8 protein-coding genes and 2 pseudogenes are annotated in these 11,860 nt (G+C 50.5%); 2 read left to right on the top strand and 8 right to left on the bottom strand.

From position 1 onward, the window contains the following. Positions 1 to 180: pseudogene (locus DGA31_RS29220) on the top strand (magnesium chelatase domain-containing protein); the annotation flags it as partial. Between the two features lie 148 nt (positions 181 to 328). Here DGA31_RS29220 and hglS read toward each other — a convergent pair. The 6 genes from hglS to DGA31_RS29190 form a co-directional block, all read right to left on the bottom strand. Then, on the bottom strand, positions 329 to 1,723 hold the full coding sequence (gene hglS / locus DGA31_RS29215; protein WP_109514894.1) for a 2-oxoadipate dioxygenase/decarboxylase HglS: 1,395 nt from the start codon (positions 1,721 to 1,723) through the stop codon (positions 329 to 331). 145 nt (positions 1,724 to 1,868) lie between these two features. Then, positions 1,869 to 2,234 carry an ethanolamine utilization protein EutQ gene (locus DGA31_RS29210; RefSeq protein WP_241509676.1) on the bottom strand — a complete coding sequence of 122 codons (366 nt, stop codon included), beginning with the start codon at positions 2,232 to 2,234 and terminating at the stop codon, positions 1,869 to 1,871. Next, the gene (locus DGA31_RS29205) at positions 2,231 to 3,562 is read right to left on the bottom strand and encodes an NAD(P)/FAD-dependent oxidoreductase (RefSeq protein ID WP_109514892.1); all 1,332 of its coding nucleotides are present in this window, start codon (positions 3,560 to 3,562) and stop codon (positions 2,231 to 2,233) included. Before DGA31_RS29205 ends, DGA31_RS29210 begins: the two co-directional genes overlap by 4 nt. Before the next feature lies 1 nt (position 3,563). Then, on the bottom strand, positions 3,564 to 4,997 hold the full coding sequence (locus DGA31_RS29200) for an FAD-dependent oxidoreductase (RefSeq protein WP_109514891.1): 1,434 nt from the start codon (positions 4,995 to 4,997) through the stop codon (positions 3,564 to 3,566). A 6-nt stretch (positions 4,998 to 5,003) separates the two neighbouring features. After that, positions 5,004 to 6,452: an aldehyde dehydrogenase family protein gene (locus DGA31_RS29195; RefSeq protein WP_056841114.1), complete on the bottom strand. Its 1,449-nt coding sequence runs from the start codon at positions 6,450 to 6,452 to the stop codon at positions 5,004 to 5,006. Positions 6,453 to 6,460: 8 nt separating this feature from the next. Beyond that, positions 6,461 to 7,642 (bottom strand): aromatic ring-hydroxylating oxygenase subunit alpha, encoded by a 1,182-nt coding sequence (locus tag DGA31_RS29190; RefSeq protein WP_109514890.1) that lies wholly within the window; start codon positions 7,640 to 7,642, stop codon positions 6,461 to 6,463. A 686-nt stretch (positions 7,643 to 8,328) separates the two neighbouring features. Here DGA31_RS29190 and DGA31_RS29185 point away from each other — a divergent pair. Continuing rightward, positions 8,329 to 9,657, top strand: coding sequence for an MFS transporter (locus DGA31_RS29185; RefSeq protein ID WP_056841116.1), 1,329 nt, complete (start codon positions 8,329 to 8,331; stop codon positions 9,655 to 9,657). Positions 9,658 to 10,168: 511 nt separating this feature from the next. Here DGA31_RS29185 and DGA31_RS29175 read toward each other — a convergent pair. Next, positions 10,169 to 11,068 carry a LysR substrate-binding domain-containing protein gene (locus tag DGA31_RS29175; protein WP_056841118.1) on the bottom strand — a complete coding sequence of 300 codons (900 nt, stop codon included), beginning with the start codon at positions 11,066 to 11,068 and terminating at the stop codon, positions 10,169 to 10,171. Between the two features lie 290 nt (positions 11,069 to 11,358). Further along, positions 11,359 to 11,712, bottom strand: a pseudogene (locus tag DGA31_RS29170) (IS30 family transposase); the annotation flags it as partial. Positions 11,713 to 11,860 lie beyond the last annotated feature (148 nt).

Genomic DNA, 11,860 nt, shown 5'->3' with positions numbered 1-11,860 from the left:
GACCGGCGCATCACGCTCAACCTGGCCCCGGCCGACCTGCCCAAGGACGGCGGGCGCTTCGACCTGGCCATTGCGCTGGGCCTGCTGGGGGCCAACGGACAGATTCCGCTGGCCGCGCTGCAAGACATCGAGTGCCTGGGCGAACTGGCGTTGTCCGGGGCGCTGCGGCCGGTGCAGGGGGAGCCGTATGCGTTCATTCCGCACGTACGGATCTGTGCGGGGGGCGGCAGGTAACTGCCTTTCCTACTGCGACCGATTCAGCATATGCACAGATAAAAAGAGCGCACATACGAAATGTGCGCCAATACTTGGTCACTACAGAAAAACGCTAAACAGCTCCAAGTGCCTTGAGAGATGCGTTCAACGACCGGGTCTGAATTTCTTCATAGAGAGGAAATTCATCCTGCACCCTGCTACCCAATGCAGATTCGAAGTCAAAGCGAGAGGATCCAGACAGACCGGTTTCCGAAGCTTCATCGCCTAGGTTGGACTGGAAAATGCCCGCTGCACTGACCGGAAGGAAATCCTCATAGACCACCGGACTATATTTGAGTAGACCCTCGGTAATCAGATCTTGCAGAGACCATTCCTTTAGATCAGCACTCTGATAGCTTGTGAGGCGGTCGAGCACCGGGTAATACCTGACAAAAATCAGTCCGTTATCGTATAACTCCTTGAGGTCGTCAGGGAACGCTAAGAAAATCCGTTGCATGATTTCGGCGTATTGCAGGGCATTGGCTTCGGAGGGCGGTCTTCCCAACTCCGCCTTGGCCGCGAGCAACAGTCTGTCGTAGAGCTCACGACCTTTGAGAGTCAAGGCTGCGCCTCGCTGCTCGATCTCACCGAAGCGAGCTGAGTGTCGACCATCGACATTACCGTTCTCTCCAGGAAAAGCAATGTGTTCATTGAGAGCCTTGAAGCTAGTCTGACGCAGTAAGATATCCACCTTTCTCTTTGGAGGTCCCTCAATTACCGCTTTGGGTACAATGCCCTTGGAGGGCATTGCGGATTGAACGGCATCGATATCAAGAGTGCGAGGTGTCAGGTGGTTGATATGAGGGCCTTTGAACGCAACCACATCAGCGATCAGGCGATGTTGTTGCTGCAGTTTGTTAAAAGTGTCATAGCTGACAGTCGCTAAGCTGTGCCATCTGAAAGTCTCCAGTGACTCTGCAACAAAGACCTCTGACTGATCGGCAGTCAGGCCACCATAGGTCTCATGCAATCGTATCAGCTCGATTGCTTTTGGTGTGAAGATGCTCCTTGCCTGAAGAGCGCTAAGGGCAACGGCCCGCAGTTGCGCATCTGCAATTAGCTCCAGCCGCAAGAGAGAGGTAAAGACCCGAAAAGGGCTTTTGTTGAGGGATGTCTCTTCAACAGCCCTGAAGGCGGTGGCATGTACTGGAATGCCGACAGGTGCAAGGTCGTAATAGCCTACTGGCTCCATCCCCATGACGGCGAATAAACGACGAAGCGTTGAAAGCTCATAGGGTGTGCCCACACGAATTGCACCATGGCGCTCCATCGATAGGCGCTCTATATCGCCACTTTGAATCAGGTTACTCTTAATCTGCGTATCGCGCTCGATGGTGCTGGCGTTGATGTGTGCCACAAGATCCAGAAGTGTTCCATACTGAGGAACTTCGCTCTTGTACATCTCAGACATTGCTGCTGAAAAAAGCGCCCGGATTTCGTCTTTACTTTTGAATACGCTAGTGCTCATAAACACTCCTGACCAATGATTTAAGCTTGCAATCGTTGGCTAATGTAAATGGTTGACTAATACTCTCTCTGACCCGCGTCATCTAGGTATAAGCTCAAGCGTTAGACTGATGCGGATCACAAGCCACTACTGGGGGTGCATTCGGTTAAAGCGAATGTCTTTTTTTCCAGTCGCCTGGGTAAACAACATAGCCGAACGTTGCATAGCCGGAGTATTCAAGGACTGTATTTTCCGGGATCCAGAGGAGCTGACCAGGACGTACGTCGTAGGTGTCCCCATTCGCTTTCAGCGTGAAACATCCCTCGAAAACGAAGATCACTTCGTCATACAGCACAGTCCATGAGACCTCTGCGCCCTCCCACTTACCAAATCCAACACCCAAGTTTGGAGAGATCTCGTCGGACAGTGCACGCACGACACCTGCACTTCCCGGTGGACCACCGCGATGAGTGAACACTAGATCCCGGTGATCAACGACAAAGACAGGGGGCCTACCGGTTTTAGGTTTCATAGTTCGCTCCGGCTGGTCCATGCAGCCCAGCGGATACGACTACGAACGCCTAATCCCAAGAAAGGCTCTGGAGGGTTGAGGGAAGGCATTCCGCTAACATGGTGGATATCTTTCAGGAGTGACGAGTCGGCACCCACTACGCTATCAGCCAGCAGCGTGCCACCGATGGTGCCCCAGGCAGCCCCAACACCATTGTCACACGCTGACGCATACACACCCTCATCTAGCTTTCCGAAAAAATTAGTAAAATTTCGGGAAATAGCATAGGAACCGCCCCAAGTATGAGTAAAGGGCACATCCTGGAGGTGAGGATAACGACGTAGCATTGATATGCGGTGTTTTTCGCGAATCTTGTTCTTCAGATCATCACCCACACTCTGCGCATACTTTGGAACATGTTCATAAGAGTTGCGAATAATGAGACGACGATCTTTCGTCATGCGCACAGTAGTACCTGCGTGATCCGCTGGTGTAAGACCCCAATCTTCCGTGATACCAGTCGCGTTCATCTCCGCTTGGGTGAGGGGACGAGTCCAGCTCGCGAATGTCATCACAGGCAGAAGACGGTTTTTGAGGTAGCCAAACTCTTGCGTGAAAATACTGGTAGTCAGCAGCAAGCTTTTGGTCTGTACTGAGGCACCTTCAAGCTCCACAATCCAACTGCCATTGCTGCCTTTACGCAGGCCAGTAACAGGAGAGTTTTCGAACAGTTGAACGTTCTTCGGCAGCGAATCGCCCAATCCGCGAACCAGCGCTGCCGGCTGCATAAGGTAGCAGCCAGGCGTAAAAACAGCACGGCTGTAGTGTGTGGTACCCAAAACTTCCTTCAGCCGGGCACGTTCTACAATTTCAAAGGGTTCGCCCAAATTGCGCATGAGCGAAACGAAGTTTTCAAGGTATGCGACTCCACGCTCACCCACGGCACCTTGATATTTGCCGGCATGAGACCACTGGCAATCAATGTTGTGGGTTTTTACCAAGCCTTCCAGCTTAGAGATCGCGGAACGATTCAGTCGCAGCAGCGCCTGCTTGAAGTTCGGATCTGGATGCTCCAGAGCCATTTTATGTGGCAGATCGATAACGAATCCTGAGTTACGGCCTGAAGCGCCGAAGCCGACGCGTTGAGCGTCGATCAGAAATACTGTGGCTTCAGGCTTCAATTCCGCCAAACGACGAGCTGCGGCAAGACCTGCAAAACCGGCGCCAATCACCACATACTCAGCGCGCTGATCGCCTTTCAATACCTTCGCAGGCGTAGGCTCAGGGAGGATGTCATACCAGCCACAGTCGTGGTTGTCGTTGGGGAGGTTGATAGCTCGATTTTTCATTTTATTGTGATCCCACGATTGGCAGTGAATGGCATTTTTCGAGCATGTCTGCCCTGCTCTTTTGCGCTTGTCGTCCCAGCAGTACAAACCCAGTGATATGACCTGAAGGATCCTTGTGACTGGCCACTAGGCCGTCGTGGAGCGAATCAACATACCAGTCGCCTGTGCTGCCGATGGGTGACGGAAGAAGAGATAACGGCGCAGACGGCGTCTTCACGGTGATAGGCATAAGCGGGTAATTCACGACAGTAGGCTCGCCTAAGAGCGTGCGCGCCAGTGCGCTGAGCCCTTGATTTATGGGAGCGAGATATGGCAATAGTTGTCCATTGATCTCAACGCAATCACCAATGGCGTAGATGTCCTTTTCCGAGGTCTGCAGATGGGCATCTACTTTTATCCCGCGCCCGCATTCAATACCGCTGGCTCGAACAAAATCGACATTCGGGAGCAATCCGACAGCGGATAGTACAAAATCCGCACCTACAGCCTCGCCATTGGTGAGCTGAATGTCGTAGCCGTGTTCTTGTTTTCGGATACTGGAGATGGTCGTTCCCAAACTCCACTTGACGCCGAGCTCGGATAACTTCTCCTGCAGATGAACACCTGCTTGCTCTGGCAGCAGGCGGCCCATTGGCCATGCACCCAAGCCAATAACATGTACCTGATAACCAACAGATGCCAGGTCATTTGCAAATTCGCAACCGATCAAGCCCTCACCCAAAATGGCGATGCTCTTGGTATCCGGCAGCTTTTGGCGGAAGCGTTCGTAATCAGCAAGTGTATTGACGCTTAGCATCGCTTCAGCGCTGCCATCTACAGGGATCCGAATAGGACTGGCACCACTCGCAATAACGAGCTTGCCGAAACTTATCTCACCAAAATTGGTGTGGACCCGCTTCTGTTTCGCATCGATCCGCTCAACCAGACAGTGTGGATAAACCCGAATCGATAATCGCGATTCGACTTGAAATGGTGCTTCGTCAATCAGGAGCGCTGTTCCCTTTTCCTGTGCCAAAGCAATCGATAGGGTAGGCTTATAATATCGATGCCCAGATTCGCTTGTCAGGACGCAGATCTGAACATTCGGATCGCTCTTTCGTAGGGCTTGAGCAATACCATAACCGGCATGACCACTGCCAATAATTACGATGGGCTCTGCAACCGGGGTCGGAACAGCAAAGCATGGAGTTACAGCCTGTACAACATGAGCAGGTACCGGAGTAGGAGCTGGGGTTGCAATAGGTGGAGGCACTGGTTCCGTTTCCGAACCGGAGATTTCTAACATCTCGAAGTCAGTCTTGCCTACCTTGCACTCTGGGCATACCCAGTCATCAGGAATATCTTCCCAACGTGTGCCTGGAGCGATCCCGTCGTCTGGCCACCCCAGTGCTTCATCGTAAATCCAGCCGCAGATAATGCAGAGCCACTTTTTCATAGCGCTTTACTCACTTGCGACCTTGATGGCCACGTTCTTGGTACGAACGTAACTGTAAATGGCCTCTTGACCTCGCTCACGCCCATAACCAGATAAGCCCACACCACCGAAAGGCACTTCTATACCACCGGCGTACCATTCGTTGACGAACACCTGCCCAGAACGTAACAATCGTGCACAGCGCATAGCCTTATTCAGGTCCTGAGTGAATACACCTGCCACTAGGCCGAAATCAGTGCTGTTGGCGACTTCAATGGCTTCCCGTTCATCGTCGAACGGGATCATCACCAGTACAGGACCGAACACTTCTTCCTGAGCAATGCTGATGTCAGGCTGCACGTCCCTGAAGACGGTCGGAAGAAAGAAATTTCCTTGGCTATTGCTGGAGGCTTCACCACCAGTGACAAGTACCGCACCTTGTTCTTGAGCGCGCTGACACATCTGCTGAATCTGCTGTAGCTGCCTAACAGAAATCACTGGCGTGAGGTCATTCCCGTCGGCACCATTTCCGACAGACAGACCCAGAGCCAAGTCCTTGACACGTGAAACGACGGCCTCATAAATGGAGCGATGGACGATAAGACGCGACATGGCCGAACACACCTGGCCCGCGTTGAAAAAAATCCCCACGCGTACGCTGGTCATCAGTTGGTCAAGATCGGCATCCGGGAAAACGATCGCAGCTGACTTGCCCCCGAGCTCCATCACACATGGAGTTGCGTTCTCAGCAGCAAGCTTGAGGATGGTCTGCCCGGTGGGCACAGATCCGGTGAACACAATTTGATCTACCTCCTGCCGAGCGGCTAGATAAGCCCCGACTTCTCGACCACTTCCACACAGCAGGCTAACCGCTCCGTTCGGAATGCCTGCACGTTCGATGGCCTCGAAAAGAACGCACATTCCTAATGGCGAAAGCTCAGGAGACTTCACAATTACGGCATTGCCTGCTGCCAGTGCAGGCGCCAGGGCGCGAGCGCAGATAGAGACCGGGAAATTCCATGGGACGATTTGCAAAGACACTCCCATAGGGTCGTACATGGTGAAGTCCATGTAGCCGTCACCCAGTGGAATCGATATGCCTTCGATCTTGTCAGCCATGCCACCGTAGTATTCGAAATACCGGGCTGCCTCGATGAACTCGTCTCTGGCTTGCTCAACAGTCTTGCCGTTCTCGGCGCACAGTATATGAGCCCCCTTCTCTGTAAGCGCACGAATCTCTTGAGCGATTAGGCTCATCCATTTGACACGCTCAGCAGGCCTCGCAGACGACAGCAGCCTGGCGTCTGCACAACGACGTGCGGATGCTAAAGCACTGGCAGCGTCCGATACTGATGCCTTTGCGATTGTCCCAATGGCGAGATTGGTTGCGGGGTTTACTACGTCGAAACTTTCTTCGCTGTCACACCATTTACCATCAATGAAATTCAGCCAGTGTTTCTGATTCATGTTCGTCATCTCCCTACTCATGCCTGTGCTTTTTCGAGGAGTGTTTCTGCCGCCCAGCGATGAAAGAAGTGCGTTGGTAGGTCCATCTCAGGAGAGAAGACGCCACCTTTATAGCCAGGGGAGCTACGCCCCTTCTGCATACCTTCTACCGATGCGATATCCTCACCAAACACGACCTTCCACGATTCCATGATCGCGTCACGAGAGGCCTTGTACTGATCGTTAAGCGCTTCGTCGCCGATGTAATAAACGCGCAGATGTTCAATTGTGCGGCTTGGGGAGACCGGCTGGAGCATCATTGCGAAGACGTGGTCGGCCTGGATGCCGATCAGAGTGTTAGGGAAGAAGGCTACGTACTCTGCAGTTTTCACCCGGTCTGTCGGCCACGCGGGGAAGACAGGCAGCGTTGTACCAGCAACGGCGGACAGGTTGTAGGCGTAGCTACCCTGACCCGCAAACTGTCGGTCGAAGAGAATATTGTAGTGGTCCTCCAAGCGGGAGTAGGTGTTCAGACTTGGATGAACCCATGGCAAGTGATACGCCTCACAGAAGTTTTCAACTGCAAGTTTCCAATTGCACTCCACCTCAAGAGCCATTGATCCACCATCGACCTCTTTTCTCATGAGTGAAATACCATCTGCCCCTAGGAATTGAGTCCAGCGCTGGGTCAGGGGCGCGAGTTTTTCCTCAAGCGGCGCAGCGTCACCTGACAGATTCACCAGAACCATGTCCATGTAGATCGCAGTGCGCAGAGGCTTCAAGCCATGCTTTTCGCAGTTAAATCGATCGTCTTTGTGGACATCGATACCGCCTACATGTGGGGTGCCCCTCAAAGCGCCATTGAGATCATAGGTCCACGAATGATAAGGGCAGCGGATGACGCCTTGGATAGGCCCGGCTTCCTGTACCAGCTTCACTCCTCGATGACTGCAAACGTTGTGGAAAACTTTCAATTCCCCTTCACGGTTACGCATCATCAGCAGGGGCAAGCCCATGAAGTCCACAGGTTTCACATAGGACTTTTGCGCCAAGTCGCTCGCAAAGCCGATGCAAGTCCATCCCTTGCCCATCAGCTCGTCGCGCTCCAATTCAAAGAATTTCTGTTCTGTATAGAACTCATTGGTCAAGCCGTGCGCGTGCTCGATAGGATTCAATACATCAGTGAGTTCTTGAACAGGGATCAGGTTTTTGACTGTCATTATTATTTTCTCCAACGGCTTTGACGGTAGATGCCAACATTTAAAGACCCCCCTACAGCTCAGACAAACGAATTATCCTCTACTAATTATTCCTACTGGTAATAAATAGAAAGCCGCATTTTTTAAGGTTGGACTTCACGCTCGACTTATTACTTAAACTCATAAATTCATGAGCATTACTCCGTTGTCTAGGAGGCTTAGAATCTGCATGCTCACATCGTCCCACCTCTCCAAACACGAAAAAAATGAACGGAGAACTGCGAATGCTTTTGAAACGCCATCTCTGCTCGGCTGAGGCGAAACCTGCCCTGGCTAAACCAGTTAAGACTTTATCAACAACACGAGTCATGAAGAAATTATCTTCAAGAACTCATTCCTTGTTACAGACCTCACACACGACTAACATGATCACTCATAACTCAGAAAGAGATAGACTGCTTGCATCGTCATGATGAACGCGCTGCCAAAATGCTCAGCTGTAAATTAATTGCAACTGAATTTTGATAATTTCCGATCACATCACCTATGTGAGTTCTATTGAGTTATAAAAATGTAGCAATTTAATAACCAGCCTAAGGCCGTCAGCAAAAAAATTGCCAATCGTTATCTATCTGATTACGGTCGTGATAAGAAGCCTTTATTATCTAACGACCAATAATAAAAACTCAGCCGTATCAGGATAAAAAATGAATAATCAAGTACGTAATATCGAAGACCTGCCCTGGAGTCGATTTCATCGGCTGCTGACCTGGCGATCAGCAGGCGGCTCTTTTGTTGACGGATACGTTCTCAGCATCATAGGCATTGCGTTGATACCAACCTCTGCCGCACTGGGATTCGATAGCTTCTGGGAAGGTATGATTGCCGCGTCCGCCCTGATGGGAATTTTCTTTGGTGGTCTATTTGGCGGCTGGCTGACGAATCAGTTTGGCCGACGTTCGATCTATTATGTTGGCCCTATACTTTTCACTCTCGCTTCTTTGGCGCAGTACTGGGTACAGGATGCGCAAACTTTATTTCTTCTCCGCTTGATTATCGGAATAGCTGTCGGAATCGAATACCCCGTATCAACATCGATGTTGGTTGAATTTCTTCCGAGAAAAGAACGCGGGCCCAAGCTGGGATGGTTCGTCATTGTCTGGTTTGTTGGAGCTGCAGCGGCGTATGTTGTGGGTGAGCTTATTCTGCGCACCGGCGGCCAGGATGCATGGCGTATGGTACTTGCTAGTGCCGCTGTGTTCAGTATCGCGCTTCTCCTGTTACGTATTGGCACACCTGAGTCTGCTCGATGGCTCATTAGCAAAGGTCGGCATCACGAAGCTGAGCAGGTTATAAAAAATGTATATGGGAACGAATTCACCTTGGCTCAATTGCCAGAGGAGCCGCGTCAGCTCAAAATTTCATTCTGGAGCCTGATCCGTGCCGGCTACGGTCGCCGCATGCTGTTCGTATCGATCTTCTGGACATGCTGTATTGTTCCAATCTTTGCAGTCTATGCATTTGCGCCAAAGGTTCTCCAAGCGCTAAATATTAAAGATGACTGGGCCTCTATTGGCTCTGTGACAATCACTGCACTGTTTGTAGTCGGCTGCATGCTAGCGACCCGCGTGATCAACACGCTCGGTCGTCGCAATCTACTGATTAGTAGCTTTCTGTTCTCAGGCATAGCGCTTTTTGGATTGGGACTCTTTCACGATGCTTCTCCATCTATTGTCTTGGCCCTGTTCGGCGCCTACGCATTGTTCATCGGCGGAGCCCAAGTTCTAACGATGGTATACCCCAATGAATTGTTCCCTACTGAAATCAGAGCGCAAGCAATGGGCTTAGGCACATCTATCTCGCGTATCGGGGCTGCAGCTGGAACTTATGCCGTACCTATTGCTTTGGTTGAATACGGCATTGCCAACACCATGTACGCCGCCGCTGCCATCACCGCTTTAGGATTAGTGGTAAGTTGGATAATGGCTCCTGAAACTCGATCCCTAAGCCTGCAAGAGGCCGCAACACTAAGTTAATTCAATCTGAGGGTGGTGGAAAACCGCCCTCACATTGGAAAAAGCGATTACTCATGACTGCAAGTTAACCATCAAAAAACTTGCGCGCAGCACAAAGGAATGCTGACCAGCTTTGGGAATATCGAGATCATGAAAATAACTAAGGAGTCTCAGCAGTTCATACTCAGTAAAGCGGTGTGGACCGACCTGATCATCAATGGCAAACTTCTATCAGGCATCACGTATTTCATGCTAGAGAGCAATGATTCTTGGTGCAGCTATTGGATGAAGATGGACAGCGATTGTAGGTCAGTTTTGCATCGCCACACTGATGTTGAGCTGATCATGCTTTTGGTAGGGACCGTTCAGGACTCGACAGGTGTGGTATATGAAGCCGGGGATTGTGTTGTCTATCGACGGGACTCCGAGCATCAGCTTTATGCGCAACATGGGTGCATCATGTTAGTCGTCGAATCGAGACCGCCTATCATTTATTAGAAAATGAACAAGGCGCCCGTGAGCGCCTTATTCATTACAAATGCGGAATCTTTTCGATTAGCCAATTTCGAAACTTGTCAACACCCCTTTGATTGCGAGAATAGCTATCTGACTCAATTAACCAGAATTTTGATCCCGTTCTCAGAACGTTTTTCATCGGTTTTATAAGCGCCCCGCTTTGTAGATAGTCATCAACTAGATACGACCACCCTAGCGCGACACCCTGACCATCAAGGCAGGACTGGAGCAACATTGAATAGCTGTTTATTTTCAATTTGCGCTTGGGCATCGGTGCAGGTATTTCTAACCCGTCAAACCACTCTGCCCACCCAAGCCAATCTTTCTGCATTTCTTCCAGGTAAAGCCAAGTGCAATTAGATAGCCCCTCAGGAGTTGTAAGCCCTGGATTCTTGCGTAAGTATTCCGGAGTGCATACAGGGAAAATCTCCTCATAAAATAACGCTGTCGCCTTACAGCCACTTGGTGGGTGCCGGAGATAATTCAAAACTATGTCAAACTGAGCTGTTTCTTTAAGGTTGTCCGAAGCGACGATTCTGAGTTCTATATCTTCATTTAAAGACTGAAACGTGGAGACTTTAGGCATCAACCAAAGGGATGCCATTGCAGTTGTTGCAGCCACTGTCAATTCTTGGCCACTTTGTACGCCACGAATTTTCTCGGTACCATCAGCTAAGATTAAAAGTGACTTCCTCACTACTTCATAGTATTCAAGGCCAGTCGGCGTCAACTCCATTTTCTTAGTGCTTCTCAGCAGAAGCTCTTTACCAAGGTATTCTTCTAGCAGCTTAATCTGCTTACTTATCGCTCCTTGCGTCACACTCAATTCTATTGAAGATTTCGTGAAGCTTAAATTGCGCGCAGCAGACTCGAAGGCGATAAGACTATTTAATGGTGGTAGTGGAAAGCTTCTCATTTCCAAGCCTCGACGTTTTATTTTTTATCTACCTATGCTACCCAATCTCAAAAGCCTATTCCAGAGCTTTCTTAGCTAATTCAGGTCAACTCGTCGGAACAAGATCCAGCAAGAGAGGCATTGACATCAGTAACGGCTCAAGAAATCCTACAGACAATAAGTAGTTGACATTTAGGCAGCTAGCAACTGCATTAAATACGTTCTCCTTTGTGCGTTCATCATCGGTTTCGAGGTGCGATCAGTACTCTAGCGATATAAGTTTGGCGGTTACAGGAACTGAGTGAAAATGGTCATTGAATTGAAGTCGGGGATGCATGATACATACCCATCACCTCATTGATCACTTCAATCGGACATCTGAAATCGAAGCGCTTAGGAGGACGAATATTCAGTCGATACGCAATGGCGTCCAGTTGTTCCTGGCTGTGCTTCGACAAGTCCGTACCTTTGGGCAAGTACTGGCGAATCAAACCGTTGATGTTCTCGTTACTGCCGCGCTGCCACGGGCTGTGCGGATCGCAAAAGTAAATCGCCACACCCGTTTTCTGAGTCAGTTTGGCATGTCTGGCCATCTCGCGCCCTTGGTCATACGTCATGCTTTTACACACTTCCAGCGGCATGCTGTTCAACGCCACCCAGGCGCCTGCGCGTTCATTCACACCCTGTATCCATTCCCCCACCCCCACACCTTGCAAATACCGCACGATGCCCGCTCATGCATTTCAAGGAAGAATCCATGTCGCTGGCCATCGTTCACAGTCGCGCCCAGGTCGGGGTGCAGGCACCTGCCGT

Source organism: Pseudomonas ovata (assembly GCF_003131185.1).
Lineage (GTDB): Bacteria > Pseudomonadota > Gammaproteobacteria > Pseudomonadales > Pseudomonadaceae > Aquipseudomonas > Aquipseudomonas ovata.
This window is presented reverse-complemented; position numbering and strand designations above follow the sequence as displayed.

What these genes read in the sequence shown, in the direction of transcription:
- hglS (WP_109514894.1), bottom strand. Translation starts at nt 1,723, where the DNA reads ATGAGCACTAGCGTATTCAAAAGTAAAGACGAAATCCGGGCGCTTTTT.
- DGA31_RS29210 (WP_241509676.1), bottom strand. Translation starts at nt 2,234, where the DNA reads ATGAAACCTAAAACCGGTAGGCCCCCTGTCTTTGTCGTTGATCACCGG.
- DGA31_RS29205 (WP_109514892.1), bottom strand. Translation starts at nt 3,562, where the DNA reads ATGAAAAATCGAGCTATCAACCTCCCCAACGACAACCACGACTGTGGC.
- DGA31_RS29200 (WP_109514891.1), bottom strand. Translation starts at nt 4,997, where the DNA reads ATGAAAAAGTGGCTCTGCATTATCTGCGGCTGGATTTACGATGAAGCA.
- DGA31_RS29195 (WP_056841114.1), bottom strand. Translation starts at nt 6,452, where the DNA reads ATGACGAACATGAATCAGAAACACTGGCTGAATTTCATTGATGGTAAA.
- DGA31_RS29190 (WP_109514890.1), bottom strand. Translation starts at nt 7,642, where the DNA reads ATGACAGTCAAAAACCTGATCCCTGTTCAAGAACTCACTGATGTATTG.
- DGA31_RS29185 (WP_056841116.1), top strand. Translation starts at nt 8,329, where the DNA reads ATGAATAATCAAGTACGTAATATCGAAGACCTGCCCTGGAGTCGATTT.
- DGA31_RS29175 (WP_056841118.1), bottom strand. Translation starts at nt 11,068, where the DNA reads ATGAGAAGCTTTCCACTACCACCATTAAATAGTCTTATCGCCTTCGAG.